The organism is Homoserinimonas sedimenticola (genome assembly GCF_026094475.1).
Classification (GTDB): Bacteria; Actinomycetota; Actinomycetes; order Actinomycetales; family Microbacteriaceae; genus Homoserinimonas; species Homoserinimonas sedimenticola.
The window spans coordinates 1,955,602-1,981,776 of record NZ_JAPELL010000001.1 but is presented as its reverse complement, the minus strand read 5'-3'; the positions used below and the strand labels follow the sequence as shown (position 1 = coordinate 1,981,776).

The 26,175-nt window shown below is 67.8% G+C and carries 27 protein-coding genes and 3 tRNA genes; 12 read left to right on the top strand and 18 right to left on the bottom strand.

What is annotated here, in order from left to right; genetic code table 11:
* Window positions 1-7 precede the first annotated feature (7 nt).
* The 3 genes from OH146_RS09470 (at window position 8) to OH146_RS09460 (ending at window position 2,455) form a co-directional block, all read left to right on the top strand.
* A complete protein-coding gene (locus OH146_RS09470; protein WP_265160737.1) occupies window positions 8-919 on the top strand; it encodes an ABC transporter substrate-binding protein in 912 nt (303 codons plus the stop codon).
* A 263-nt stretch (window positions 920-1,182) separates the two neighbouring features.
* Window positions 1,183-2,109: a sigma-70 family RNA polymerase sigma factor gene (locus tag OH146_RS09465; protein WP_265159766.1), complete on the top strand. Its 927-nt coding sequence runs from the start codon at window positions 1,183-1,185 to the stop codon at window positions 2,107-2,109.
* Between the two features lies 1 nt (window position 2,110).
* Window positions 2,111-2,455, top strand: coding sequence for a DUF7882 family protein (locus OH146_RS09460; protein WP_265159764.1), 345 nt, complete (start codon window positions 2,111-2,113; stop codon window positions 2,453-2,455).
* On the opposite strand, the gene OH146_RS09455 is transcribed toward OH146_RS09460, so the two are convergent.
* Together OH146_RS09455 and OH146_RS09450 are read right to left on the bottom strand one after the other, a co-directional pair.
* Window positions 2,452-2,697: a hypothetical protein gene (locus OH146_RS09455; protein ID WP_265159762.1), complete on the bottom strand. Its 246-nt coding sequence runs from the start codon at window positions 2,695-2,697 to the stop codon at window positions 2,452-2,454. The genes OH146_RS09460 and OH146_RS09455 overlap by 4 nt on opposite strands.
* Entirely contained in the window at window positions 2,682-3,284 is a 603-nt protein-coding gene (locus tag OH146_RS09450) for a TetR/AcrR family transcriptional regulator (protein ID WP_265159760.1), read from the bottom strand. The genes OH146_RS09455 and OH146_RS09450 overlap by 16 nt, the downstream gene beginning before the upstream one ends.
* Before the next feature lie 134 nt (window positions 3,285-3,418).
* Between OH146_RS09450 and OH146_RS09445 the strand changes: the two genes are divergently transcribed.
* Window positions 3,419-5,935, top strand: a complete 2,517-nt coding sequence (locus OH146_RS09445) for an MMPL family transporter (RefSeq protein ID WP_265159758.1) — start codon at window positions 3,419-3,421, stop codon at window positions 5,933-5,935.
* A gap of 21 nt (window positions 5,936-5,956) precedes the next feature.
* Here the strand turns inward: OH146_RS09445 and OH146_RS13975 are convergent, their stop codons facing one another.
* The 3 genes from OH146_RS13975 to OH146_RS09430 form a co-directional block, all read right to left on the bottom strand.
* Window positions 5,957-6,940, bottom strand: a complete 984-nt coding sequence (locus OH146_RS13975; protein ID WP_265159755.1) for a GGDEF domain-containing protein — start codon at window positions 6,938-6,940, stop codon at window positions 5,957-5,959.
* Between the two features lie 53 nt (window positions 6,941-6,993).
* Window positions 6,994-7,569, bottom strand: a complete 576-nt coding sequence (locus OH146_RS09435) for a GNAT family N-acetyltransferase (RefSeq protein ID WP_265159753.1) — start codon at window positions 7,567-7,569, stop codon at window positions 6,994-6,996.
* 95 nt (window positions 7,570-7,664) lie between these two features.
* Window positions 7,665-8,717 carry a DUF3500 domain-containing protein gene (locus tag OH146_RS09430; RefSeq protein WP_265159750.1) on the bottom strand — a complete coding sequence of 351 codons (1,053 nt, stop codon included), beginning with the start codon at window positions 8,715-8,717 and terminating at the stop codon, window positions 7,665-7,667.
* On the opposite strand from OH146_RS09430, the gene OH146_RS13970 reads away from it, so the two are divergent.
* Window positions 8,695-8,979, top strand: coding sequence for a hypothetical protein (locus OH146_RS13970; RefSeq protein WP_265159747.1), 285 nt, complete (start codon window positions 8,695-8,697; stop codon window positions 8,977-8,979). The two genes, OH146_RS09430 and OH146_RS13970, sit on opposite strands and share 23 nt — an antisense overlap.
* A gap of 2 nt (window positions 8,980-8,981) precedes the next feature.
* Window positions 8,982-9,230, top strand: coding sequence for a hypothetical protein (locus OH146_RS09420; RefSeq protein ID WP_265159745.1), 249 nt, complete (start codon window positions 8,982-8,984; stop codon window positions 9,228-9,230).
* Window positions 9,231-9,299: 69 nt separating this feature from the next.
* Here the strand turns inward: OH146_RS09420 and OH146_RS09415 are convergent, their stop codons facing one another.
* From OH146_RS09415 to OH146_RS09390, 6 genes are all read right to left on the bottom strand, one after another.
* Window positions 9,300-9,545 (bottom strand): hypothetical protein, encoded by a 246-nt coding sequence (locus OH146_RS09415; protein ID WP_265159743.1) that lies wholly within the window; start codon window positions 9,543-9,545, stop codon window positions 9,300-9,302.
* 261 nt (window positions 9,546-9,806) lie between these two features.
* A tRNA-Met gene (locus OH146_RS09410) sits at window positions 9,807-9,883 on the bottom strand.
* Window positions 9,884-9,914: 31 nt separating this feature from the next.
* A tRNA-Thr gene (locus OH146_RS09405) sits at window positions 9,915-9,986 on the bottom strand.
* Window positions 9,987-10,099: 113 nt separating this feature from the next.
* A complete protein-coding gene (locus OH146_RS09400; protein ID WP_265159741.1) occupies window positions 10,100-10,390 on the bottom strand; it encodes a DUF4287 domain-containing protein in 291 nt (96 codons plus the stop codon).
* A gap of 36 nt (window positions 10,391-10,426) precedes the next feature.
* Window positions 10,427-11,596, bottom strand: a complete 1,170-nt coding sequence (locus OH146_RS09395; RefSeq protein WP_265159739.1) for an acyl-CoA dehydrogenase family protein — start codon at window positions 11,594-11,596, stop codon at window positions 10,427-10,429.
* 28 nt (window positions 11,597-11,624) lie between these two features.
* On the bottom strand, window positions 11,625-12,542 hold the full coding sequence (locus tag OH146_RS09390) for an SDR family NAD(P)-dependent oxidoreductase (protein ID WP_265159737.1): 918 nt from the start codon (window positions 12,540-12,542) through the stop codon (window positions 11,625-11,627).
* 169 nt (window positions 12,543-12,711) lie between these two features.
* Between OH146_RS09390 and OH146_RS09385 the strand changes: the two genes are divergently transcribed.
* Window positions 12,712-14,430 (top strand): glycoside hydrolase family 13 protein, encoded by a 1,719-nt coding sequence (locus OH146_RS09385; protein WP_265159735.1) that lies wholly within the window; start codon window positions 12,712-12,714, stop codon window positions 14,428-14,430.
* Between the two features lie 25 nt (window positions 14,431-14,455).
* On the opposite strand, the gene OH146_RS09380 is transcribed toward OH146_RS09385, so the two are convergent.
* From OH146_RS09380 to OH146_RS09365, 4 genes are all read right to left on the bottom strand, one after another.
* Window positions 14,456-15,385 (bottom strand): M23 family metallopeptidase, encoded by a 930-nt coding sequence (locus OH146_RS09380; protein WP_265159733.1) that lies wholly within the window; start codon window positions 15,383-15,385, stop codon window positions 14,456-14,458.
* A gap of 199 nt (window positions 15,386-15,584) precedes the next feature.
* Window positions 15,585-16,553, bottom strand: coding sequence for a M23 family metallopeptidase (locus OH146_RS13965; RefSeq protein ID WP_265159732.1), 969 nt, complete (start codon window positions 16,551-16,553; stop codon window positions 15,585-15,587).
* A 264-nt stretch (window positions 16,554-16,817) separates the two neighbouring features.
* Complete coding sequence (locus OH146_RS09370) at window positions 16,818-17,633, bottom strand: inositol monophosphatase family protein (protein WP_265159730.1); 816 nt, start codon at window positions 17,631-17,633, stop codon at window positions 16,818-16,820.
* Between the two features lie 280 nt (window positions 17,634-17,913).
* Window positions 17,914-17,995 (bottom strand) — tRNA-Tyr (locus tag OH146_RS09365).
* Between the two features lie 138 nt (window positions 17,996-18,133).
* Between OH146_RS09365 and OH146_RS09360 the strand changes: the two genes are divergently transcribed.
* Window positions 18,134-19,156: a LacI family DNA-binding transcriptional regulator gene (locus OH146_RS09360; RefSeq protein ID WP_265159728.1), complete on the top strand. Its 1,023-nt coding sequence runs from the start codon at window positions 18,134-18,136 to the stop codon at window positions 19,154-19,156.
* A gap of 81 nt (window positions 19,157-19,237) precedes the next feature.
* On the opposite strand, the gene OH146_RS09355 is transcribed toward OH146_RS09360, so the two are convergent.
* Window positions 19,238-20,053 carry a lytic transglycosylase domain-containing protein gene (locus OH146_RS09355; RefSeq protein ID WP_265159725.1) on the bottom strand — a complete coding sequence of 272 codons (816 nt, stop codon included), beginning with the start codon at window positions 20,051-20,053 and terminating at the stop codon, window positions 19,238-19,240.
* A 39-nt stretch (window positions 20,054-20,092) separates the two neighbouring features.
* Here OH146_RS09355 and OH146_RS09350 point away from each other — a divergent pair, with 39 nt between their 5' ends.
* The 3 genes from OH146_RS09350 to OH146_RS09340 are packed head-to-tail and all read left to right on the top strand — an operon-like array spanning window position 20,093 to window position 23,294.
* A complete protein-coding gene (locus tag OH146_RS09350) occupies window positions 20,093-20,581 on the top strand; it encodes a YajQ family cyclic di-GMP-binding protein (protein ID WP_265159723.1) in 489 nt (162 codons plus the stop codon).
* A gap of 2 nt (window positions 20,582-20,583) precedes the next feature.
* Window positions 20,584-22,050 carry a cardiolipin synthase gene (gene cls / locus OH146_RS09345; RefSeq protein ID WP_265159721.1) on the top strand — a complete coding sequence of 489 codons (1,467 nt, stop codon included), beginning with the start codon at window positions 20,584-20,586 and terminating at the stop codon, window positions 22,048-22,050.
* 2 nt (window positions 22,051-22,052) lie between these two features.
* Window positions 22,053-23,294 (top strand): acyltransferase family protein, encoded by a 1,242-nt coding sequence (locus OH146_RS09340; RefSeq protein ID WP_265159720.1) that lies wholly within the window; start codon window positions 22,053-22,055, stop codon window positions 23,292-23,294.
* 2 nt (window positions 23,295-23,296) lie between these two features.
* On the opposite strand, the gene OH146_RS09335 is transcribed toward OH146_RS09340, so the two are convergent.
* On the bottom strand, window positions 23,297-24,280 hold the full coding sequence (locus OH146_RS09335; RefSeq protein WP_265159717.1) for a PDR/VanB family oxidoreductase: 984 nt from the start codon (window positions 24,278-24,280) through the stop codon (window positions 23,297-23,299).
* A 1-nt stretch (window position 24,281) separates the two neighbouring features.
* The gene (locus tag OH146_RS09330; RefSeq protein WP_265159715.1) at window positions 24,282-25,430 is read right to left on the bottom strand and encodes an aromatic ring-hydroxylating oxygenase subunit alpha; all 1,149 of its coding nucleotides are present in this window, start codon (window positions 25,428-25,430) and stop codon (window positions 24,282-24,284) included.
* 107 nt (window positions 25,431-25,537) lie between these two features.
* On the opposite strand from OH146_RS09330, the gene OH146_RS09325 reads away from it, so the two are divergent.
* Window positions 25,538-26,116: a PadR family transcriptional regulator gene (locus tag OH146_RS09325; protein ID WP_265159712.1), complete on the top strand. Its 579-nt coding sequence runs from the start codon at window positions 25,538-25,540 to the stop codon at window positions 26,114-26,116.
* The last annotated feature ends 59 nt before the right edge of the window (window positions 26,117-26,175 follow it).

Here is a 26,175-nt window from a genome sequence, read left to right as displayed (position 1 = left end):
AATCATGATGCACACAGCAAGGAACAAGGGCCGGTTCGCCTTCGGCGCAGCCGCGGTCGGGGTGGCATTGGCCCTGTCAGGGTGCGCCTCGGGGGATCCCCTGGCCACGGATGACGAGACAGCAGCCGACGAGACGATCGTGATCGGCTCGCAGGCCTACTTCTCCAACGAGATCATCGCCGAGATCTACGCGCAGGCGCTCGAGGATGCCGGCTTCGATGTGGAGCGCGAGTTCAACATCGGGCAGCGGGATGCCTACATCCCCTCGATCGAGAATGGCGACATCGACCTCTTCCCCGAGTACACGGGCAATCTCCTGCAGTTCTACGACGAGGACACGGAGGCGACGGAGACGGGTGAGGTCTATGCGCAACTGCAGGACGTGCTCCCCGAGGGTCTTGTCGTGCTCGACCAGTCGCCCGCGACCGACCAGGACTCCTACAACGTGACGGCGGAGTTCGCCGAGGAGCACGAGCTCGAAAGCTTGGCCGACCTCTCCGAGGTCGATGTCGAGCTCATTCTCGGTGGCGCCCCCGAACTCGAGGAGCGCCCCTACGGACCCGATGGGCTCTCGGAGACGTACGACGTCGAGGTGAGTTTCGTGCCGACGGGCGATACGACCGTCGACGACCTCTTGGCGGGCACGGTCAACATTGCGAATGTCTACAGCGCCGATCCGCGCATTCAGACGGAGGATCTCGTCACGCTCGATGACCCGGAGGGGCTGTTCCTCGCCTCCAACGTCGTCCCCCTCGCAAATGCGGAGATCGCGGACGAGATCGCCGAGGTGATCAATGCGGTGAGCGCCGCCCTCACCCCGGAGGGTCTTGTCGCCCTCAACGTGGAGTCGACGGTCGACCAGCGGTCCGCCGAGGACATCGCCGCCGACTGGCTCGCGGAGAACGGTCTCGTCGGCTGACGAACCTCTCGTGAACCTCCGGCGGAACGTCGAGCGCGTTTCGCCGGAGGTTTTCTTCTGTCTACTCCGCGGTCACTTATTAGCAAAGCGACATTTTTTGTCAAGCCCTTGCCAAAGACGGTGTCGATAACCCCTAATGGGGGTAGACACTTCAGTCTCATCGTCTGATCTGTTCACCCTCAACGGAAAGGACATGGCCATGGCACCGTCTTTTAATGGCCAGGCCAGATTGATCGCCGACTCCGACCAGAGCGGAGGGCACAATGTCCAGCATTGAGCCGCTCGGCAGCACCGCAGCCCCGCGGGACACTCTCGGCGAGTACCTGCGCAGCATCGGCCACTTCCCTCTCCTCGCCCCGGAGGAGGAGGTCGAACTCGCGCGGGCGATCGAAGTGGGCGTGATCGCACGCGAGTACCGTTCCGCGCATCCGAATTCTCCGGATGACGCCCTCCTCCGCCAGCTTGAGCACGAGGGCGAGAAGGCCCACAGCCGTTTCATTCGCTCCAACCTGCGTCTCGTGGTGAGCGTCGCCAAGCGCTATACGGGGCTCGGACTGCCTCTCATGGACCTCATCCAGGAGGGCAACATCGGCCTCGATCGCGCGGTCAAGAAGTATGACTACACGAAGGGTTTCAAGTTCTCCACGTATGCCACATGGTGGATCCGCCAATCGATCACGCGCTCGCTCGCGGAGTCGGCGCAGCTCATCCGCGTGCCCGTGCGGGTCGCCGAGAGTGTCGCGACCGTGCGTCGGCACCTGCGGGAGCTCGAGGGCACGCTGGGGCGGCGCCCCAGCAACGCCGAACTGGCCCTCGCGACAGGGCTGCCCGAGGCGAAGATCCGGCAGTTCCTGGAGCTCGATCGTCAGCCGGTCTCACTCAATTTGCCCCTCGGCGAGGATGACGGCGCAAACCTTGGAGACCTGCTCGAGGACGAGCAGGACGCCGAGGTGATCGACATCGTGAGCGGCAAGCTGCGGTATCGCGCGCTCCACGACTGCGTCGACCAGCTGCCCACCCGCGACGCGGATGTGCTGCGTCGGCGCTTCGGACTCGACGGGGATGCCCCGTGCACCCTCGATGAGTTGAGCGTTCAGTTCGGCATCTCTCGCGAACGGGTGCGGCAGATCGAGCAGCGGGGACTGCGGGCGCTGCGCAACCGGCAGTTCCGCGACCGGCTGGCCGACTGACGTGGGGCATTTGCTGTACGACGGCACGGCAGTGCAGTTCGACGACCGGGTGCTCCAGCATCTGCAGATCGTGATGGTGCAGAAGCTCATGAAGCACGAGTCGTTCCTCGTCTCATGGAAGGACGGGCCGAGCGTGGGCGACGGGCGTGGCTCGATCTGGGTCTCGCCGTCGACGCCGCTCTATTTCAAGTTCGCCGGGTCTCGCAGTCCCGAGATCAACAAGGAGTGGCTGATGACGTTGGCCAAGTCGGCCGACAGCACCTCCGGGTTGGTGGTGACGGCGGAGGACGGGTCCCTGGCGCTCAGCGGCACCTCGTTGGATGCGTTCCCGGGGACGATGAATTAGCTGTCGCGCGGGCAGTTGAGCTGAGTGCGCGTCGTCGCGTCCCCGCGGCGGATGTCGTGCTTCGCCATTGGCTTGCCGCACACGGGGCAGGCCGGGTCGGCGGGCGCGACGTAGGGCTCCTCGCGGCGCCCGATGCCGACCTGCGCGGGGCCCGTGAAGGTGTACACGATGCGGTTGACGCGGTTCCAGAAGCCGCGCTTGCCGCGGAACGGGTTGTCGAGGCGGGTCACCGGTTCTGGCATGCGCGCTCCTTCGGGTCGTCGTCGGCTCGCGGCATCCATACCCCCACCGGCCCGATGAGCACGCGCCAGACCCACTCGGTCGCGGTGTCGGCCGAGGGCAGCGGATCGCGCGCGAGCCACGCCTCGATGACGCTGAGCGCGGACCCCGCGATGCCTGCCGCGACCACGTCGAGTGGGAGCCCCTCGAAACCGGGGGCACCGACACGGGCGACCGCCTCGAGCACGATGCTGTGGATGCGGCCGCGCAGCCGCGCGGCCACCGCAGCCGAACCGCCGGGGCCGAGCACACGACGGTAGAGTTCCGCGTTCTCCTCGAGGTGCTCGAGGTAGTGGCGGAGCGCGGCGGGCGGCTCCTCCAGGGGAGCGTCGATGTCGGGGAGCCGCGCACCAGCATCCTCGGTCGCGGCATCGAGCGCGTCGGCGAGCAGCGTCTCCTTGTCGGAGTAGTGCTGGTAGAAGGTGCTGCGGTTGACATCGGCCTGCGCGACGATGTCGCTGACCGTGATGGCCTCGAGGGGGCGCTCCTTGGCGAGCGCGAGGAGCGCAGCCTGAAGGCTGCGCAGGGTGCGCTCGGAGCGGACGTCCATACACTGATTCTGCCAGCCTTTCCGAGCGTTTCCCCAAAGTTGTCCGTCAGCTGTCGGTTTTCCGACACGTGTCGTTTAGGCTGGCCTGTGGCCCGATGTCGTGCCCTCCCCCTGCTCATCCGAAAGGCACCTTCATGGCCAATCTCCTGTTCCAGCTCGGTCGCTTCGCCAGCCGCCGCTCCTGGACATTCCTGCTGTCATGGCTCGCCGTGCTCGCGATCGCGGGCGGCTCGTTCCTCGCCTTCGGGGGCACGCTCACCTCGAGCCTCAGCATCCCCGGCACCGAGACGGAGCGCGTGACCGACGAACTCAACGAGCGCCTTGAGGGCATCGGGGGCGCAACCGCTACGGTCGTGTTTCGGGCGGAAGACGACGAGGCCCTGACCGAGACGCAGCGCGAGGAGATCAGCGCCCTGCTCGCCGACATCGCCGACATTGAGGGCGTCGATAGCACGGTCGACCCCTTCGAGACGGAGGCCGAGCGCGCAGCGCAGCAGCAGGAGATCGAGGATGCCCTCGCCGAGGTCGAGGCCGGCGAGCAGCAACTCGACGACGCGCAGGCGCAGCTCGATGCCGGGCAGGAGCAGCTCGACGCGGGTCAGGAGCAGCTGGATGCCGCGATCGCGCAAGCCCAGGCGGCGGGCGTGTACGAGCAGGCTCAGGCCCAGTTCGACGCCCAGCAGGCCCAACTCGATGCCCAGCAGGAACTCATCGACGAGACCCAGGCGCAGATCGATGAGGGGCGCGCGGACCTCGAGGAGGGGCGCGAGCAGCTTGAGATCGGCCAGCGACTCATCGATGCAGCATCCGGTTTTGGCACCGTGTCGGACGACGAGTCGACCGTGGTGGGCGTCGTCTCCTTCGAGTCCGACCTCTTCGGCCTCTCGAGCGAACTCAAGGAGGAGGTCGCGAGCGCGCTCGACGAGGCGGAGATCGAGGGCGTGCAGGTCGACTACTCCTCGACGATCGCCGAGTCCATCGAGGGTCTCCTCGGCCCGGGCGAGATCATCGGCGTCGTGATCGCCGCGATCGTGCTGCTCATCATGCTGCGCTCGCTGCTGCCCGCCGTGCTGCCGCTCATCTCCTCCGTGATCGGCGTGGGCATCGGCGTCGCAGGCTCCCTCGCCTTCTCGGGGGTGGTCGACATGACCTCGGTCACGCCCGTGCTCGGCGTCATGCTCGGACTCGCGGTCGGCATCGACTACTCGCTCTTCATCATCAACCGCCACCGCACGCAGGTGCGCGCGGGGATGGCGGTGCGCGAATCCATCGGGCTCGCCAACGGCACGGCAGGCAACGCCGTCGTGTTCGCTGGCGCGACCGTCATCATCGCGCTTCTCGCACTCAACGTGACGGGCATCCCCTTCCTCGGGGTCATGGGCACGGTTGCGGCCATGTGTGTCTTCATCGCGGTGTTGATCGCCGTCAGCCTCACCCCCGCCCTCCTCGGGCTCGTGGGCGAGCGTGTGCTCTCGCGGCGCGAGCGCGCCCACGTCGGGCGCGGGCATGCGGCAGAGAGCATCCGGCCCATGCGCACGCTGAGCGCACTCGGCATCACGGCCCTCTCGATCGTGGGGCTCCTCGTCATCGCGATCCCCGCGCTGTCGCTGCGGCTGGGGCTCCCGGATGGCGCGAGCGAGCCGGAGGACTCGACCCAGTACCGCTCCTACACGGCGATCGCGGAGGAGTTCGGGGCGGGCCAGAACGGTTCCATCATCGTCACCGCCGCCTTGGACGAGCCCGTCGCGGAGGAGGATGAGACGGCCACACAGGCGGACATCGCCGACGCGCTTCTGGAGCGCGACGACATCGTCGCCGTGCTGCCCGTGGGCGTCTCGGAGGAACGCGACTACTTCGCCTTCCAAGTGGTGCCGGTGGATGGCCCGTCGAGCGAATCCACCGAGAATCTCGTCAACGAGCTGCGGGCGGACTCGCCGCTCGACGCGGACATCGAACTCGGCGTCGCCGGCCAGGCAAGCGGCAACATCGACGTCTCACAGAAGCTGCAGGATGTGCTGCCGCTCTACCTCGGCGTCGTCGTCGGCCTCTCGCTGCTCATCATGATCGTCGTCTTCCGCTCGATCCTCGTGCCCGTCATCGCGACGGCGGGGTTCGTGCTCTCGCTCTTCGCCTCCCTCGGCGCCGTGACGGCCGTCTACCAGTGGGGCTGGCTGCCCGAGATCTCACAGGTGCACAACCCGGGGCCCGTGCTGAGCTTCGCGCCGCTCATCATCATGGGTGTGCTCTTCGGCCTCGCGATGGACTACCAGCTGTTCCTCGCCTCGGGCATGCGCGAGGCATTCGTGCACGGCATACCGGCCAGGGCTGCCGTGATCGCGGGGCGGCGCAACGCGCGGGCGGTCGTCACGGCGGCGGCGATCATCATGATCTCCGTCTTCGGCGGCTTCATGTTCTCGCACCTGACGATGGTGCGGCCGCTCGGTTTCGGTCTCGCGATCGGCGTGCTCTTCGACGCCTTCATCGTGCGCCTGCTGCTCGTGCCAGCCCTCATGCACCTGGTCGGCGAGAAGGCGTGGTGGATGCCGCGCTGGCTCGACCGCATCCTGCCGAACGCCGACGTGGAGGGCGCCGCGCTCGAGCGCGACCACCCCGTGCCGCACGCGCACGAGGAACAGGTGGTGGCCCGCTAGGCGGAGCCCCGGCGCATCCGTTCAGCGGGTGACGCCGCGGGCGCGCTTCTTCTCGAGGAGCGCGTCGTCGGCGACCGCGAGGCATTCGTCGAAGTCGGCGCCGTCGGGCCACGGGGCGATGCCGTAGGTCCACGGCGCCACGCTGCCCTCGCGCAGTCGCTCCATCAGGTGCGCCGCGGCATCCGCATCGACCCGGGTGAGCACGATGACGAACTCGTCGCCGCCCAACCGCACGACGATGTCGTCGCTGCGCAGGCCCGCCACCCAGTGAGCGGCGAGCTCGCGGAGCACCCGGTCGCCCTGCGCGTGGCCGCTGCCGTCGTTGATCAGCTTGAAGTCGTCGACATCGATGAGCACGATGCTGCGGTGGTGGAGGCGCCGACCGGATGCCTGCCTCACCTGGGTGAGCGCCTGCAAGCCGCGACGGTTCATGACGCCCGAGAGCGGGTCGATGAGGGCCTGCTGCTCGAGGGCCGACACGAGCATCTGGATCACGGCGATGAGGCCCGCGCCGAGCACGATGACCATGAGCCAGGCGGAGCCGAGCGAGGGGGTGTAACGCCCTCCAAGGTGGATGGCGACGGTGCCGGCGACGACGATCGCGGCGAACACCGCGACTGCTGCGCGCCTGCTGCCCCAGAGCCCGGCGTAGACACCCGCGATGAGCATCCCGAGCATGAGGGAGACGGCCCCCGCTTCGGTCGGCGCGACGCTGATGAGCAGTGCGGCGAGGGCGATGAAGGCCAAGAGTTCCGCCCACAGCAGCCAGGCCGGGGTGCGGCGGCGCAGGATCAGCAGGCTGACGAGCATCCCCAGGCCAATGATCGCCGCGACGGCCTTCAGCTGGGGATTGTGCCCCGGATGCGCGGGAAAGAACAGCCCGAAGGCGAGGAGGAGCACGCCGCCGGCCTGCACGAGCACCATCGTCCACACGGGGCCGGGGAGGCCGAAGTGGCTGACGCTGAGGAGTGGGCGATCGCTGTCGGATCGCACAGGCTCAGGCACGCAGAAGAGTCTACTCACCGGGGTGTGAACGGGCGGTTACGCGGGTCTGACCCTCACCCCGGTTGGACGTCTTCCGCAAGGAGCGCGTAGTTCATCCCGTCCATCCACTCGCCCGAGCGGTGGAGACCGCTCTTGCGGCTGTGCTCCTCTCGCCGCATCCCGAGCCGCTCCATCACTCGCCATGACGGTTCGTTCGCCGCGAAGCATCCGGCGTGCACACGGCGAAGCCCGAGCTCTCCGAAGCACAGCTCGATCACCCGGCGCACAGCCTCGGTCGCGTACCCGCGACCCTGGTAGGCCGGGTCGAGCGTCCAGCCGAGTTCGGCCTGCACGCCCCGGCCGGCTTCGGCGACCTCCCCCTGCGTCCAGGCATCCTCGACACGCACCATGACGTCGCCGATCAGTTCGCCGGTCTCGGTGAGCTCGACCACCAGGAGCCCGGCGAGGCGGGCAGGATCGACGAACTGCGTGCGGAAGGTGTCGTAGTCGGTCGGGGCATTCGTGATCCACTCGCCGACCTCGGGCAGACGCCGCCATCGCCAGGCGGTCTCCGCATCGGATGCTGCGGCACGACGGATCGACAGACGCTCGGTGCGGAGGGGCCAAGAGACGTTGTCGAGCGGGTCCACAGACGCAAGAGTAGCGGTCGTCGCAGTCCGGTTGACCCGGCAGCTGACGCTGCCGGGTCGAATCTTGGGCGCAGTTTGCTCCCGAGCGGAACCGGCTATCCGTTCGCCGGCCCACCGCCGCCCGGGCCGCCGCTCATTCCGGTGCTCGCCTGCTGCGTGACGCTGTTCGCGTAGTCGTTCGTGGGGTCGCGGTAGATGGTGTGCACGTGACCCCAGCCGGAGGTCGTGACCCCCTCGACATCGGCGCCGGCCGAGCCCTGCTGGGCTTGGAACGCGATGTAGACGTTCGGACCTGAGATGGAGAAGGAGATGCCGTCGCCGGTGCTCATGTCGTACGTCGTCTCCCCAGACCAGGCGACAACGGTGGTGTCGAGGGTCGCTTCGATCTTGGCGAGTGCCGCCTCCGTCGTCTCGTCGTCGGCCATGCCGACCCAGTTGGCCATCAAATCGAGCAGGAGCTGCTTCTGCTCGTCGCTCAGGTCGGCCCCCGTGAGACCGTCACCGGTTGCGAACTCGCAGGTGTCGCCAGGTGCGCACATGCTCACATCACCGGAGGTGAGCATCGCCTGCTGCTCCGCTGTGAGGCTGTCGAAGAACGCGAAGGCGTCGGTGTAGATGCCGTCAAAGGGCTGCACCTCCGTGCCATCCGAAGTCGTGTACACGGCTGGCTGCACGCCCAGGTGGGTGGGGGCGAAGGTGATGGTCTCGGCCGAGCCATCCAAGCTCGCGTTGATGCCGAGATGGTGGCCACCGAACTGAACCTCGAAGGCGCTGGTGTCGGAGGGGTCGCCGAAGAACGCGATGTAGTACTGCCCGAGAGAGTCCTCGGTGGTGCTGCTGTTCTCGAGCAGGTACTCGTCACCCCTCATGATGCCAAGGACGGTCGCGTATGCCTCGTCGCTCAGCAGCGACTCGAGCACGGCGAGCACGGCGGTCTGCTGCTCCTCCGTGAGCTCGGCAAGGTTGAGGCCGGCCCGCTCGACGAACGTCACAGGAAAGTTCGACCAGGAGGTGGTCTTGGTCTCGTCGTCGTACTCGTAAAGCACCGCCTCGACCTGCTCGTCTGTCAGCGTGGCGAGGAAGGCTTGGGCAGCGGCCGCCGTGGCGGAAATCGTTTCCGCTGTCGTGGCGGCGTCCGTTGTCGACACCGTGGCGGCGTCGGTGATCGCACTCGAGCCGGTGCCGCTAGAGGTGGTCTCGGTAGCGCTTGTAGCGCAACCGGCCAGGGCGATGCCGCTGGCCAGGACCAAGGCTGTCACCCAGGTGGCTTTTCTTCGCAGGGGCCGCTTCGAGGCGGTGGTCTTCATGTCGTCGATCTTCATCACGCTGTGCACGCTACGAGGCGGCACTTTACGCACCCTTGGTCGTTCCTATGAGAAACGGAAGAACGCATCCACCTGGATCATCTGATCATGAACCTGTTCGTCATGCCGATCACGGGAGCCGTCAGGCGCACCCAGGACTCAGCGCTGCCGCTGTCCATTGGCCCCAGACCTCGAAGGAGTCAGCCTGATCCCGAAGGACAGGCCCTTGGTGGGGGCTTCATGAAATCCCGGATGCCCTCTCCCGCTTGGCTTCTTTCCGGATACGACCTTGGCGATTCCAGGCTAAGAGCGATTTCGTTCCAGAGCCTGTTCGACCTGGCCGTGATGGATGGCTAGGCCTCCGACTCCGCCCTGGAGTTACCCTCGCCCGAGACGAGGAACCTCCTTCGGCCTCGGTGGCCCCGTTCACTTCTTGGATTGCATCTTCCACATCAGCACCGCGGCCCACCCCATGGCAGCGATACCCACCGCTATCAGAGGCACCATCACCCCGTAGTAGCCGATGCTACTTACATCCCCGCCTTGCTCGTTCACGACGCTGATGATGATTACAAGAAGGACGAACACCACGATCAGCACGCTTGTTGCCGCAGATAGCTTCCGCGACAAGGCTCGGAAACTTGCCTTATCTTGCTCTTTGTTCGAATTCATCTCTCAGCCCGCCCTGCATGTGTTAATCGCGGAACCTATCCCGTAGACACCAGCCGCAATCATGCCCGCTACTCCAACTCCAGTAGCCGCCGCCACAACTAGGCTCGCACCAGCCGTCGCGGGCGCGGCTGCCACTGCACCGAGGCCAACCGTAAAAGCGCTTACGGCCCGGAACAAGCGGCGACTGGGGCGATTCAGCACCGGGGCGCACTGCGCCTCGTGATTTAAAGAATCTGACCGCCCAATTTAAGGACAGGCCCTTGGTAGCTGAGGCGGGACTCGAACCCGCGACCTCACGATTATGAGTCGTGCGCTCTCACCAACTGAGCTACTCAGCCACAATCGACCTGTCGCGAAACGTGTCGATCGAGCCCCCTGTGGGAATCGGACCCACTACCTCTTCCTTACCAAGGAAGTGCTCTACCAATGAGCTAAGGGGGCAACCCTGCGCGCACGCAGGACGCGCCCGAAAAGGCAACCGGTCTAGATTATCATCCCCGCGCGGAACGGGTGAACACGATCGTCACAGAACCGGATGCCGCAGCATCCGCCCACTACTGCGGCTTGGTGGCCTTGCCGTCAAGCCACAGGGTGTCGGACTCGTCACGGTGGGAACCGGTCGAGCCGACGTGCTTCGCGTCGATCTGCGGGCCCTTCTTGATCACGTGCACGAGCGCCATGCCGTGACCGCGACCCAAGTCGTAATCGCTCTTGAGCCACTCCAGGATCTGGCCGGCTTTGACACTCGGGTCGTCGAAACCCTTCTCCTTTGCGGCCTCCACAAGTTGCCGCGGCGTCAGCCCCGTCTTGTCCTCGATGGCGTCGAGATAGGCCTGGAATGACATCGCGATGATCCCTTCAGCAGCGTGGTGTCGCCGAGACTAGCGGAAGGCCGACAGCCCTGTCACCGCCTGCCCCAGGATGAGCGTGTGCACCTCGTCGGTGCCCTCATAGGTGCGCACCGACTCGAGGTTGTTGGCGTGCCGCAGCGGCGAGAAGTCGAGGGTGACGCCGTTGCCGCCGAACACCGTGCGGGCCTCGCGACAGATCGCGATCGCCTCGCGCACATTGCTGAGCTTGCCGAGCGAGATCTGCTCCGGCGTGAGGAGCCCCGCGTCCTTCTGCCGCCCCAGGTGCAGTGCGAGCAGGGTGCCCTTCTCCAGTTCGACCACCATGTTCGCGAGCTTCTCCTGCGTGAGCTGGTAGCCCGCGAGCGGCCGCCCGAACTGCTGCCGTTCCTGCGAATAGCGCAGCGCGGCCAGAAAGCTGTCGCGCGCCGCCCCCATCGCGCCCCACACGATCCCGTAGCGCGCCTCGTTGAGGCACGAGAACGGCGCCCGCAGCCCCCGTGCCTCCGGCAGCTGCGCCGACGCCGGCACCCGCACCTCGTCGAGCTCGATGTCGCACTGCACCGACGCGCGCATCGACAGCTTCGGCTCGATGGGCGTCGCCGTGAACCCCGGCGTCGAGGTGGGAACGATGAAGCCCCGGATGCCCTCATACGTGTCCGCCCAGATGATCGCGAGCTGCGCGACCGATGCCAACCCGATCCACCGCTTCGCGCCCGAGATGATCCAGTCGTCGCCGTCGCGCCGCGCGTGCGTGGCCATGCTCGAGGGGTCGGACCCGGCCGTGGGTTCCGTGAGTCCGAAGCAGCCGATGATCTCGCCGGCCGCCATGCGGGGCAGCCACTCCTGCTTCTGCTCCTCGCTGCCCCACTTGTGGATCGCGCTCATCGCGAGCGAACCCTGCACGCTCACGAAGGTGCGGATGCCCGAATCCCCCGCCTCGAGCTCGAAGGCCGCAAGCCCGTACTCGACGGCGCTGCGGCCGGGGCATCCGTAGCCCTTGAGGGAGGCGCCGAGCACCCCGAGCCGCCCCAGCTCGGGTGCGATCTCGGTCGGGAAGACCCCGTCGGCGAACCAGCCGGCGATGTTCGGGCGGATGCGCGCGTCGACCCAGTCGCGCACCTCCTCGCGGAACGCACGCTCCTCGTCGCTCAGGAGCGAATCGAGGGCGAGCAGGTCGTGGGCGGCGGACGGCAGTGTCATGGTGACGAGGGTAGTGGGGGCTTCCGCGCTAGTCGCGCACCTCGTCCTCGCGCTTCATGCGCTCGCGCACCCCGCCGTCGATCGTTGTCGTTCCCGCCATCGGCGCGTGAAGGGCACCGGATGTCGCGGGTGCCCGCAGCCCCTTCTCGAGAGTCTCGCGGCTGATGATGTCAGCCGAAACGCGCTCCGTGAGGTTCGGGAAGAGCATGTGCGAGATCTTGCCGCCCTTGCCCTTCGGCCCGACCGCGAGCGCCTCCTTCGGGTTGACGCACGACTCGACGATCGCGTCGACCACGATCTCGGGCCCGTCGACCGCGACCATGCGCGGGTTGTGACCCGTGTAGTTGGCGGCGTGGCTCCACCAGGGGGTGTCGATCGCCCACGGCAGCACGGCGCCGACCTGGATCTCGTCGAACTCGGCGACCCGCAGCTCCTCCCGCAGGCTTCGTGTCAGGCTCAGCACACCCGCCTTGGCCGCCGCATACGTGTTCTGCAGCGCGAGCGGCACCTCACTATCGATCGAGGCGGTGTTCACAAGCGTCCCCCTCCCCTGCCCCGTGAAGAGCTTGAGGGCGACATGCGCGCCATTGACGACACCCTTGAGCGTCACGTCGATCACGCGCGCGTGGTCCTCGATGGGGATGTCCCAGAAGAAGCCCATCGCGCCGATGCCGGCGTTGTTCACCCAGACGTCGACGTGGCCGAAACGCTGCACCGCAGCATCCGCCACCCTCTGCAGGTCGGAGTGCGAGGCGACGTCCGCCGTGACGGCCAGCGTGTTGTCGCCCAACTCCGCCGCCAGCTCCTCCAACACGTCGCCACGGCGGGCCGCCAGCACGACGTTGGCGCCGAGCCGCGAGAGCTCGATCGCCGCGCCGCGTCCGAAGCCGCTCGACGCTCCCGTGATCACGATCGTCTTGCCTGCGACATCCTTGGTGGCGGCCATTTGCGGGTCCTCCCTCACAGGGTCGGGGGCCGGATGCTGCCCCGACGCCGTGCACGGTAGGTGCGCCGGCTGCACGCCACCCGAGAGTGCGGTGTGGATCAGACGAATGCGCGCGCTCCCACGACTGCAAGCGCTTACAAGTTCGCGGCACCTCGATTATGGTGAGCGCATGGCCACGGAAACGAGCACCCGCAGCACCACGTCGGCAACCACGGGAAGCGAATGGTGGCGCACCGCCGTGATCTACCAGATCTACCCGCGCTCCTTTGCGGATGCCTCGGGCGACGGCATCGGCGACCTGCCCGGCATCACGGGGCGCCTGAGCTCCCTCGCCGAGCTCGGCGTCGACGCCATCTGGCTCTCCCCCTTCTACACCTCACCGCAGAACGACGCCGGCTACGACGTGGCCGACTACTGCGACGTCGACCCCCTCTTCGGCACGCTCGACGACTTCGACCGGATGCTCGAGACCGCGCATTCGCACGGCATCCGCGTCATCGTGGACCTGGTGCCCAACCACTCCTCCGACCAGCACCGCTGGTTCCAAGCCGCCCTCGCCGCCGGGCCGGGATCGGAGGAGCGCGATCGCTACACCTTCCGCGACGGCCGCGGCGAGAACGGCGAGCTGCCGCCCAACAACTGGCAGTCGGTCTTTGGTGGCTCTGCCTGGAGTCGCGTGACGGAGGCCGACGGCGAGCCCGGCCAGTGGTACCTGCACCTCTTCGACTCCAGCCAGCCCGACTTCAACTGGGACAACCGCTGGGTGCACGAGCAGTTCCTCGACGTTCTGCGCTTCTGGCTCGACCGCGGGGTCGACGGCTTCCGCGTCGACGTTGCTCACGGCCTCATCAAGGTCGAGGGCCTCCCCGACTGGGCCCCGCCCGTCGAGGGCGGCAGCATGGGCGGCGGCTCCGCCTCCCTCGAGCCCGAGATCAGCGCCGAGCCCGAAGGCGCCGCGACCCTGCCGCCCTACTGGGCCCAGGAGGGCGTGCACGAGATCTACCGCGAATGGCGCGAACTTCTCGACAGCTACGACGGCGACCGCGCCCTCTGCGCCGAGGCGTGGGTCGACCCGCTGCCCAAGCTCGCCAAGTGGGTGCGCCCCGACGAGATGCACCAGGCTTTCAACTTCGTCTACCTCGAGACCCCGTGGAAGGCATCCGCCCTGCGCACCGTCATCGACGACTCGCTCGACGCCTTCGGCGAGGTCGGCGCGCCCAGCACGTGGGTGCTCAGCAACCACGACGTCGTGCGCCACGCCAGCCGCCTCGCCCTCACCGCCGACAACCTGCAGGGTCACGGCATTGGGCCCAAGACGAAGGGCCTGCCCGACCCCGTCGTGGGTCTGCGCCGCGCCCGCGCCGCGACCGCCCTCATGCTTGCGCTGCCCGGCAGCGCCTACCTCTACCAGGGCGAGGAGCTCGGCCTGCCCGAGGTCATCGACCTGCCCGACGAGGCCCGCCAGGACCCGACCTTCCTGCGCACCAACGGCGAGCGCTACGGGCGAGACGGATGCCGCGTGCCCATCCCCTGGGAAGCCGAGGCCCCCGCGTGCGGCTTCAGCGAGACCGGCGAGAGCTGGCTGCCGCAACCCGCCGGCTGGGGTGCCTTCGCCCGCTCAGAGCAGCGCGGCGTCGACGGCTCCACCCTCGAGCTCTACCGGCAGATGCTCGCCCTCCGCGCCGAGCACGGCCTCGGGCTCTCCACCCTCAAGTGGCTCCAGACCGAGTCCGACGATGTGCTCGCCTTCACGACAGCGGGCATCACCGTCATGGCCAACATCGGGACGACGGATGCTGCGCTGCCCAGCGGCGCCTCGATCATCCTCGCCTCCGCACCACTCGACGGCGACGTGCTGCCGCCCGACACCACCGTCTGGCTCCGATAGGACCGGACAACGCGCCTGGGCGAGGCTAGTTGGCGTTCGCCTTTAGCCAGGCGAAGGGGTCGATGGGCGTGCCATCCGCGTGGATCTCGAGGTGGAGGTGCGCGCCCGTCGAGGCACCCGTGCTGCCGACGGCACCCAGGATCGTCCCCACCGAGACGGGCTGGCCGGCGGCGACCTGAATCGAGCCCCACGCCATGTGGGCATACACGCTCTGGATGCGCTGCCCGTTGACCACGTGGTCAACGATGACGTGATTGCCGAGCCCACCACTATCGAGAATCACAGCGCTCACGACACCCTCAGTGATCGCCTGGATCGGCACGCCGGCGCCCGGAGTGAAGTCGACGCCCAAGTGGTAGCTGGAGCAGTAGGAGCACGCCGCGCGCGGCCCGAAACCGTAGGAGATTGGGGACGGCAGCGGGAACGGCCACTGGATGCTGCCATTGGGGTTGTTCGTGTAGGCAAAGCTCGCGCTCGGGCTCGCGGTGCTCTGCGAAACCCAGCGAACCGGAGGAACATACGCCTCCGCCGTGTAGCTGTCGCGGGCGACCTCGGCGCCGGCGGGTGCCGAACCGGAGACGACACCGAGCGACTGCGGCTCCGCCTGCACGATGGCGCCATCCGCGAGAGTCTGCGATGCCTCCGCCGACTCCCCCGCAGGCGACAGCCCCGAGATCGACGTCGAGACGAGCATCGCTGCAACTCCGAGCATCGCCCCCATGCTCATGAGCGTGCGCATTGGGCCGTGCGAGCCAGAACGAGTGCGCGCGGCATCCGTGCGCTTCGGCGTCCGCGGCGCCTTCGCCTCAACAGCAGCGAACGGCGCGGCCGTCGAGACGGCAGAACGAGCGGGGCGGATGCTCGGAACCACAACCCTGCGCTGTGTGCGACGCTCCTGCTCCCGTGCTTCGCGACGGCTCGACGGCTGCGCGGCACCGGTGGCGGCTTGGGTCATGGACGTATTACTCCTTGGGGCAGCGACTCGGGTGGATTCACTGCTGATACCAGCAACCCCCACAGGGCGGGCGCTTTGTAACGGATTCATAAACCCTAACGCACTCCGACGGGGGACAGGAACCCCCTTCTGGGGGCGTTTCGCTGCGCGCTGTTCACCGCGCGTTCACCTTGGCGCCGGATAGCGCGTGGCCTGGGGGTCAGTTCGCGTTGGCCGTGAGCCACATGAACGGGTCGACCGGCGTGCCGTCGAGGTGGATCTCGAGGTGAAGATGCGCGCCTGTCGACGTGCCCGTGCTGCCCACCTTGCCGATGATCGTGCCCACCGTCACCTGCTGGCCGACCGCGACCTGGATCGACCCCCACTGCATGTGGGCGTAGACGCTCTGCACGCGCTGACCGTTCACAACGTGGTCGATCGTGACGTGGTTGCCGAGGCCGCCGCTGTCAAGGTTCACCGAGCTCACGACGCCATCCGTGATGGCCTGGATCGGGACTCCCGAACCCGGCGTGAAGTCGACACCCAGGTGGTAGGTGGAGCAGTAGGAGCAGACGGAACGGGGGCCGAAGCCCGAGCTGATCGGCACAGTGCCCGGGAACGGCCACTGGATCGAGCCGTTCGGGTTGTTCGTGTAGGCGAAGTTGGGGTTGCCGCGCAGCGCCGTGATCTGCTGCTGGAACGACTTGACCTCATAGCTGTCGCGCGGAAGAGCCTCGGTTTCAGTGGCGGCCGCAGCGGCCTCCGCGTTGACCATGACCTCCTGGGCGGGCACGGCCGCGAGCGACGACTCCGCCGCCTCGGCCTCCTCCGTCGCCGCGGCGGCCGTCTGGGCCTCCTCCGCGGTGTAGAAGGCGCTCGCGGGCAGCGAGGTCGAGACGAGCAGGGCGAAGACGCCCGCCATCGCGCCGAGGCTGGCAAGCTGCGCCAGGATGCGCCGCTTGGACGGGGCAGGACGGCGCGTCGAACGCGGAGCGGCGGCGGGGCGATCGCCCGCAGTGACTGTGGATGCAGTGATCGCGGGCTTGCGCCGACCTGCGACACGCTTCGTGCTCGCGGTCTTCTCCGCCTCGCGGCGGGCGCGGCGCAGCGGGAACTCCTCGGCGCCAGGCGCGACCTGGGCGGCAAGCGGCGTCGGCAGGGACGGCGCGGAGGGCAGCGACGGCGTCACGGCGGAAGGACGCGGCGCAGTGGCTGAAGAGACGGAACGGGAGGTGATGCGACGGGCCTTAGGGGCCGCCCGACGGCCAGAAGACCGGCCCACTACGCGAATTCCGGCATTCTCACGGCACGATTCGACGCACGGGACATTGCACTACTCCTACACATTGACCAGCTCGCACTTCGGGTGGGCTGGTCCGATAACGTTCACAAAAAGACACACGGGTAAGCGTCGTTCCTCGGGAGGGAACCCAATGAGGCTACCCGCCGGTGATCAATCTGCCCAGTCCGCGGCAGCGTTTAACAGAGACTTCTCAAGGAACTCGGCGAGGGGTGCATCGGCCGCGAGAGTGAACTCGGCCGAGGGAGGCGCGCCGCGCCATCCGCTCACCCTTGCCCCCGCCTCCGCCGCGATGAGCACGCCGGCCGCGTGATCCCACGGCTGCAGACCCCGCTCGAAGTAGCCGTCGATACGACCACAGGCAACCCCGCACAGGTCGAGCGATGCCGCCCCCATGCGACGGATGTCCCGCACCTGCGAGATGAGCGGCACGATCGTCTCGGCCTGCCGCACCCGAACCTCGGGGCGGTAGCCGAAACCCGTGCCGATGAGTGCGCGGTCGGGCGAGACATCCGTCGTCACCCGGATGCCACGGCCATTGAGTGTTGACCCACCACCGACTGTCGCGGCGAACCGCTCCCCCAGCTCGGGATTCACAACCACGCCGGCGAGCGCCCGCCACGAGAGCGGATCGGCCTCCCCCTCCACGACCGCGATGCTGACCGCGTACTGCGGGATGCCATACAGGTAGTTAACGGTGCCATCGATGGGGTCGACGACCCAGGTGAGACCGCTCGACCCCGCTTCGGCGCCGCTCTCCTCCCCGAAGAAACCGTCGTCGGGGCGCGCCTCCGCGAGCCGACCGCGGATCAGCGCCTCCACCTCGCGGTCCGCGTGCGTCACGATGTCGACCGCAGTCGACTTGCTCGCCGCGACGCTGACCCCCTCGATGCGGCGCATGCGGGCGAGCTCAGCGGCCTCCTCTGCAACGTGGGCGGCGATCTCGAGCAACTGCGTCGTGTCGGTCATGCAACCACTCTCGCACGCCACGCTCCGCGTTTCGCGGCAGGATGCAGCGCATGCATCCGTCGCCCGCCTCCTCGCAACTGCCGCCGCGACAGCGCGGTGTTTTCTGCTCAGGGCGGCGGTGGCGGATGCCGCGGTGAGCAGAAAACACCGCGCTGTCGGGATGCGTCGAGGGCAGGGGTGCGGAGGTCGGGGCACCGTGATGCGGGATCGCGGAAGGCCCGGAAACTCAACACGCGCGAAAACGCAGAAGACCCGGCACGAGGCCGGGTCTTCTGATCGGTGGCAAGTGAGGGATTCGAACCCCCGAAGGCTGAGCCGTCTGATTTACAGTCAGATCCCTTTGGCCGCTTGGGTAACTTGCCCCGCTCCTCCGACCACGTGTGTTCACCTGACCGAAGGCGCTCCGATAAGAATACAGTGCGCGCGAGGCCCTCGCGAACCAGCTCCTCCCCAGCCGCGGATGCGCCGAGTAGGATCACGGGCGTAACAAGGAGGTGCGGATGCCGGGGATCCAGGCGGTGGCGGAACTCGCCGGCGTCAGCACGGCGACCGTCTCCCGCGCGCTCAGCGGCAAGCCGAACGTCTCCGCCGCCACCCGGGATGCCGTGCTCGCGGCCGCCGCAGAACTCGGCTACGTCGTCAGCTCCAGCGCGTCCAGCCTCGCCACAGGGCGGAACCGCAACATCGGGGTCGTCGTGCCGTTCCTCACCCGCTGGTTCTACGCATCCGTACTGGAAGGCGCTGAGAGCGCCCTCCTCAGCCACGGCTACGACCTCACCCTCTACAACCTCGCCGGCGGGGGCGACGAGCGGCGGGCCGTCTTCGAGGAGTTCCTGCTGCGCAAACGGGTCGACGCCGTCATCGCGATCTCCCTCGAGCTCACGCCCAGCGAACTCAGCGGGCTGCTCGGTATGGGCAAACCCATCGTCGGGGTCGGCGGGCCCCTCCCCGGCGTGCGCACGCTCAGCATCGACGACGTTGAGGTGGCGCAACTGGCCACCGAGCACCTGCTGCAACTCGGCCACACCAGCATCGGCCACATCGGAGGCACGCGCGACTTCGAGCTCGACTTCCACCTGCCCACCAATCGGCGCATCGGCTACGAGAGCGCGCTCGAGGCCTGGGGCATCCCCGTCAACCCGGCGCTGTTCCGCGCCGCCGACTTCACGATCGAGGGCGGCTACGAGGCGGCGAAACAGCTACTCGGTTCACCGCGGGAGCGCCCGACCGCGATCTTCGCGGCATCCGATGAGATGGCGATCGGCACCATCCTCGCCGCCCGCGACATGGGCCTACATGTGCCCGACGATGTCTCCGTCATCGGCGTCGACGACCACGAGCTCAGCAACTTCTTCGGACTGACCACCGTCGCGCAATTCCCGGAACTGCAAGGACGGATGGCGGCCGAAATCCTCCTCGACCAGCTGCAGCCCGGCACCAGGACCCTCGGTTCCCTCAACACGGCTCTCCCCTTCGAGCTCCTCGTGCGGTCGAGCACCGCGCGGCTGGGGGCGCGACGCTAGGGGGCGGGTTCCGGTACGCCGCGCTACTCAACCGGCGGGAGCTACTCAGGCGGCAGGAGCCACTCAACCAGCGGACCCTGCTCAACCGGTGCCCGCGGAGGCGAGGAGCTCCGCGTAGCGGTTCGCGGCATCCGCGACCGAGCGGAGGTACACCCGCGAGTCGTTGTAGGCGCCGACCCCAGCGCGCCACCCCTCCTCGTCCGTCATGTCGGGGCTAGCCCGGCACAGGTAGTTGGCGGCCGCCAGGGCGGCATCGTCGATGTTCTGCGGGTCCTCGACGCCATCCCCATTGCCGTCAACATGCCAGTTGATCCACGTCTGCGGGATGAGCTGCATGGGCCCCACGGCACGGTCGTACTCCGCGTCACCGTCGAACTCGCCGTCATCCGTGTCGGGGATGCGCGCCGACTGGCTGCCGTCGAGGGCGATGCCGAGGATGGGCGGATGCGCCGTGCCGTCCGCGCCGATGCGGGAGCCCGCGTGCCGGCCGTGGTCGCTCTCGACGAGCCCGATCGCCGCGAGCGTGTTCCAGCCGAGGCCGCAGTCCGGGCGGTCCGTCGCCTTGAAGAGGGCAGCACCCGCGTATGCCGCGAGCGCACGTTCGGGGATGCCCGTCTCCTCCGCCACCGACCGGACCCACGCGGCATCCGCCACCATGACGGGGCCGGCCCCCGGGGTGGCCGAACGCGGAGGCAGAGGCGCCGCCGCGGCATACGGCGGACTCGAGGAGACACCCGGGGTCACAACCTCGTCGGGAATGCCCGAGGTGCCGGGCCGGAGGACGACCAGCGCGAGAAGGATGCCGAGGGCTGAGACGCCCGCGACGATGCCCCCGACAAGGGCCCAATCGACACCCCTCCGTGCGGGGCGGGGGCCGCCCCCGGAGCCGTGTGCCATACCTGAGACTGTACGACGGCCACGACTACGATTGCCTGCATGGCAGATTCATCGTTTGACATCGTGAGCAAGGTCGACAAGATGGAGGCCGACAACGCACTCCACCAGGCGCAGAAGGAGATCTCGCAGCGCTACGACTTCAAGAATGTCGGCGCATCCGTCGATTGGAGCGGCGAGAAGTTCCTGCTCAAGGCAAGCAGCGAGGAGCGGGTCAAGGCCGTGCTCGAGGTGCTCGAGGCCAAGCTCATCAAGCGCGGCATCAGCCTCAAGTCGCTCGACGCGGGCGAGCCCTACGCCTCGGGCAAGGAGTACCGCATCGAAGCGGGGCTCAAGCAGGGCATCGCGCAGGACGACGCCAAGAAGATCAACAAGCTCATCCGCGACGAAGCCCCCAAGAGCGTCAAGAGCCAGATCCAGGGCGACGAGCTGCGCGTGAGCTCCAAGAGCCGCGACGACCTCCAGGCCACCATGGCGCTACTGAAGGGTGCCGACCTGGACGTCGACCTCCAGTTCGTCAACCTCAGGTAGACATGCTGACTGCGGGGTGGTTGAGCACCCTCATCCTTGTGGTGTTGGTGATCATCGACATCGCGATACGAATCGCCGCCCTCATCATCGTCCCCATCAACCGCAAACCGCAGACCGCCACCGCCTGGCTTCTCGCGATCTTCCTCATCCCCTACGCCGGCTTCCTGCTGTTCCTACTGCTCGGCAGCAACAAGCTGCCCCGCAAGCGCCGCAGGAAGCAGGATCAGGTCAACCGCATCCTCCTGGAGGCCACCGAGGGGCTCGACGAGGCAGAGGCGCATCCGGGCTGGCCCCAATGGCTACAGAACTCCGTCTCCCTCAACCGCGCACTCGGCGCCATGCCGCTCGTGCGCGGCAACACGGCCAACCTGCACGCAAACTATGAGGACAGCATCCGTGCCATGACGGATGCCGTCGAGCGGGCGAAGCGCTTCGTGCACGCCGAGTTCTACATCCTCAGCCTCGACCGCACGACGGCGCCCTTCTTCGACGCCCTCGAGACGGCGGTCCAGCGGGGGGTGACCGTGCGAGTGCTCCTCGACCACGTCGCCAACCTGCGGCAGCCGGGCTACCGCGCCACCAAGCGGCGGCTCACGGAGGCGGGCATCCAGTGGCAGCTCATGCTGCCCATCCAGCCGCTCAAGGGCCGCTACCAGCGGCTCGACCTGCGCAACCACCGCAAGCTCGTCGTCATCGACGGGGAGCTCGCCTTCACGGGTTCGCAGAACATGGTCGATTCGAGCTACAACAAGCGGGGCAACATCAAGCGGGGTCTGCACTGGAAGGACCTCATGGTGGAGTTCGACGGCCCCATCGTGGCGGGCATCAACGCGCTCTTCTTGAGCGACTGGTACGCAGAGACCGACGAACTGCTGCTGCGAGAGATCGCGGATGCTGCGGAGGGCGAGCACCGACAAGAGATCGAGTGTCAGGTGGTGCCGAGTGGGCCCGCCTTCCGCGGCGAGAACAATCTGCGCCTCTTCAACGACCTCATCTACGCCGCCGAGGAGCGCATCGTCATCACGAGCCCCTACTTCGTGCCGGACGATTCCATGCTCTACGCCGTCACGACGGCCGCGCAGAGCGGGGTCGCGGTCGAACTGTTCGTCTCGGAGGTCGCCGACCAGAAGCTCGTCTATCACGCCCAGCGCAGCTATTACGAGGTGCTGCTGCGGGCGGGGGTGCGCATCTGGCTCTATGCGGCCCCCACCGTGCTGCACGCCAAGCACTTCACGATCGACGACGATGTCGCGGTGATCGGTTCCAGCAACATGGACATGCGCTCCTTCAGCCTCAACCTGGAGATCTCGGTCATGGTGCACGGGCGGAGCTTCGTCTCCCAGTTGCGCGACATCGAAGCGGAGTACCGCAGTAACAGCCGAGAGCTCACCCTCGACGAGTGGCTCACGCGCCCCACGCGCTCGGTTGTCTTCGACAACCTCGCCCGCCTCACGGCGACGGTGCAGTAGCCGTGACTGCCGCCTCCGACAATCCCCCCGCCACCTCGGCGACGTCACCCGAGCGCGCCGTCATCGCGCCCCTCACGGGCATCCGCGCACTCGCCGCCTTCTGGGTCTTCCTGCGGCACTACCGCACCGAACTCCTCGACGCGTTCCCCTTCATGAACGTGCTTGCCCCGCTCATGAACGTCGGCTATCTCGGTGTCGACCTGTTCTTCATCCTGAGCGGTTTCATCCTCACGGTCACCCACCTCGACACCATGACGGAGCGCCGCGGATGGCGCGCCACTCTCGGCTTCCTTTGGCTGCGACTCGGCAGGGTCTGGCCGCTCACGGCATTCGTTCTGATGCTCTTCGGCTCCTACTTCATCGCCATGTTCTGGATCACGGGCAACCCGAGCTTCGCCGCCGCCGTCGACGTGCCGCGCCTCGTGCAGCACCTACTGCTGGTGCACGCCTGGTACCCGCACGAGCTCGACTGGAACGGCCTCGACTGGTCCATCAGCGCCGAATGGATGGCCTACCTCACCTTCGGGCTCGGCGGCGTGCTGCTCCTCGGCCGCCTCTCGCGCGTCGTCAGCCCGCGCGGGCTGCTCATCCTCATGGCGCTGCTGACGCTCCCCATGATCATCGTCGGCTTCAGCATGCAGGACGACACGATCCTCCTCTTCTCCCCCGAGAGCTGGGAGATCATGGGCGGCATCGTCGCCGTGCGGGTGCTCACCGAGTTCTGGATCGGCGCCCTCCTCGCGGTGCTCCTGCGCGACCGGATGCGACGGGGCACCGCCTCGCTCGTCCCCGTGCCCACACTCACCCTCGCCGCCATCCTCGCGCTCATCTACCTCGTGACGGCCCTCGACCCGCGCCGCTGGCCCCGCTCCATGCAGGAACAGTTCCACAACGGGGTCGACCAGATCGCCTCGACCGAGACGATCGTCGTGCTGCCGCTGTTCATCGTGCTCATCGGCTCGCTCGCCGTCTACGCCCGTGACCCCCTCGCGCGGCTCCTCGCCACCCGGCCGCTCGTGCTGGGAGGCCGCGTGTCCTTTGCGCTGTACCTGTCGCATCCGCTCGTCATCGGAGCCGGCCTTCTGCTCACGCAGGCGACGGATGCCTCGGGGCTCGCCCTCGCGGGCATCGCGGGTCTCGTCATCGCCGCGTCGTGGGTGTTCGCGTGGGTGCTGTGGCGCTACGTGGAAGAGCCGGCGCGCAAGGCCGCGCGGCGAATGCTGCCGGAACGCTACCGCGCGTAGGGCTACGAGACCTCGATCGAGACGACAGCCGGGGCATCCGTCGCCGACACGGCGCGCGAGACGCAGCAGCACATCTTGGCCCGCGCCTCCTTTTGCCGGTCGCTGTAGAAGACGTCACGGTGGTCGACGTCGCCCGCCAGATCAAGCACGCGCACCTCGCACAGCCCGCACTCGCCGCGGCGGCAGTCGAACATCATGTCGACCCCCGCCTCCTCGAGCGCCTCCAGCATCGAGCGGCCCTTCGGCACGACCGTCTCGACGCCGAGCCGCGGGATGCGCACCGTGAACTCCTGCGGGTCGAACCAGCCGCTCGCCCCGAAGGTCTCGTAGCGCAGCTGCTGCGGCGGGAGGCCGCGATCGTTCCAGGCGCGGCGCACGGCGTCCATGAGGCGGATCGGCCCGCACATGTACACCTCGGTGTCTTCGGCGATCTGCTCGACGAGCCCCGCGACCGACATCGTCGTGCCCTCGTCGTCGACATGGATGCGGATGCGGTCGCCCAGTTCCGCCTCCAGCTCGGCCAGGTACGCCATGGCAGCCCGCGACCGCCCCGCATAGACGAGCGTGAACTCCGCCTTGACCCGGGCAAGAGCGCGCGCCATCGCGACGATCGCCGTGATGCCGACCCCGCCCGCCAGCAGCAGGTAGCGCGGAGCGCCGTGACGCAGGGGAAAGTTCTGCAGCGGCTGCGTCACCTCGAGCACGTCGCCCACCTGGAGCGCGTGCATCGCGATGGACCCACCGCGTGAGGCGGGCGTGCGGAACACGCTGAGCGCCACCCGGCGGCCGTCGGGGCTCGCGTCCACGATCGAGTAGGAGCGGCGCTCCGGCCGCCCGTCGATCGTGACCATGAGGTCGAGGTGCGTGCCCGGGTCGGCCTTCACCGGCCGGTTCGGCTCCAGCACGATGCGACGGATGCCCGTGGCGATCTCACTCGTCTCGACGACAGTCGCGTGCTGCCAGACCTCGATGTTGCTCGCGACCATGTCAGGCGCCCGTGCGGCGGACCGGCGTCATCGAGGAGGCGGGCGCGGCCGGCGCCATGCGGGCGGAGCGACCCTCGGCAGCGAGCATCCGCTCGATGATGCGACGGGCCCACATGCCGCCCGCGTCGATGTTGAGGTTGTAGAACTCGTAGTCGGGGTTGGCGTCGATCGCCTCCTGCTGGGCCTGCAGCATGACCTCGTCCTCACCGAAGACGCGGGTGACTCCCTGACGCAGCTGGGTCGTGATGAGCTGACTCTCGAGCCGGTAGTTGCGCATGAAGGCCCAGAAGTAGTGCGAGGTGCGGTCGGTCTCGGGCGTGATCGTGTTCATGACGTAGCCGTTGACGCCCTGGCTGCGGTCGCCCTCCGGCGCCCCCGTGCCCGCCTTCGCGACGCCCACGTCGATGCAGATCGTCGACGGTGCCTCGAAGTGGATGATCTGCCAGCGGTCGACCTTGCCCGAGAAGTCCGGGAACTTGTCGCGGATGTTCTTGAGCCAGAAGGGAGGAGCGTCGATTCCGAGCATCCAGCGCTCCACCGTCACGGTGCGCTCGTCGTGGGAGACGATGAACTCCGACTCGCTGAGCTCCTCCTGGCCGATGCTGGAGGTGTGCACGAACTCCTCGTGCGTGAGGTCCATGAGGTTGTCGAGCACGAGCTGGAAGTTGCACTTGGCGTGGATCGTGAGGCCGTCGCCCGCCCACGCGGGGTCGTCCATCTGGTGCATGTCGGGCACGAGGTCGGGGTCGGCGAGCGCGGGGTCACCCAGCCACACCCACACGTAGCGGTAGCGCTCCACGACGGGAAACGACGGCACGGTCGCACTCGGGTTGATGGTCTCCTGCGCGGGCATGCTGACGCAGCGGCCGAGCGAGTCGTAGACGATGCCGTGGTAGGGGCACTGGATGCCGTCTCGGCCCACGACCTTGCCCATCGAGAGCGGGGCAAGGCGGTGCCAGCAGGCGTCGGCGAGCGCGACGGCGCGGCCATCCTCCGTGCGGTAGAGGGCGAGCGGGCGGTCGGCGATGCGACGCGACATGGGCGTGCGCGTGACCTCGTGATCCCAGGCGGCGACGTACCAGGCGTTGAGGGGATGCGGCATGACCTTGTGCGTCGTCGAGGTCTGTCGTGCGGGCATGGTGTCGGTCATGGCGTGTCCCTTTCTCCGAGGCGGCTCTGCCTCACAACTATCTATGTCGATAGATAGTTGCCGTGCGGTTAGGCTAGCCGCGGCATCCGTCAAAAGCAAGGGGGACCATGAGCCTGCGCCACGCAATCCTCGCGCTGCTCACGGTCGAACCCATGACCGGCTACGACCTGCTCAAGCAGTTCGAGGCATCCGTCGGTCACGTCTGGCACGCGCCCGACTCGCAGATCTACCCCGCCCTGCGCGCCATGGAGAAAGACGGGCTGCTCGAAGGGGCGGATGTCACGTGGGGCCAGCGCGGCACCAAACGCCGCTACACGATCACCGAGTCGGGGCGCGCCGAGTTCCGCGCTTGGATGGACACCCCGCTTGCGTACCCGCGCGACCGCGACCCCGTGCACCTCAAGGCCGCATACCTCGAGTGGGCGACGCCGGACGCCGCCCGCGCCCAACTCCGCGCCCACATCGCGCACTACCAGGAGCGGCTTGAGCAGTGGCGGGAGAAGATCCGCGAGATCGAGACCGGGGGCAGCAGCATGCTCAACCGGCGGCTCGCGACCGTGCCCGAGCACGAGCATCCGCGCACGATCGCGTTCAAGCGCTACACGTACGAGGGGATGATCGCGCGCGCCGAGGCCGAGATCGCGTGGGCCGAGCGGGGGCTCGCGCTGCTCGACGAGCTCGAGTAGGCGGGGTCGGCTCTGCCGCAGCTGCCGGCACCTGCCCGCGCCCGCGCCTACCCGCTCGC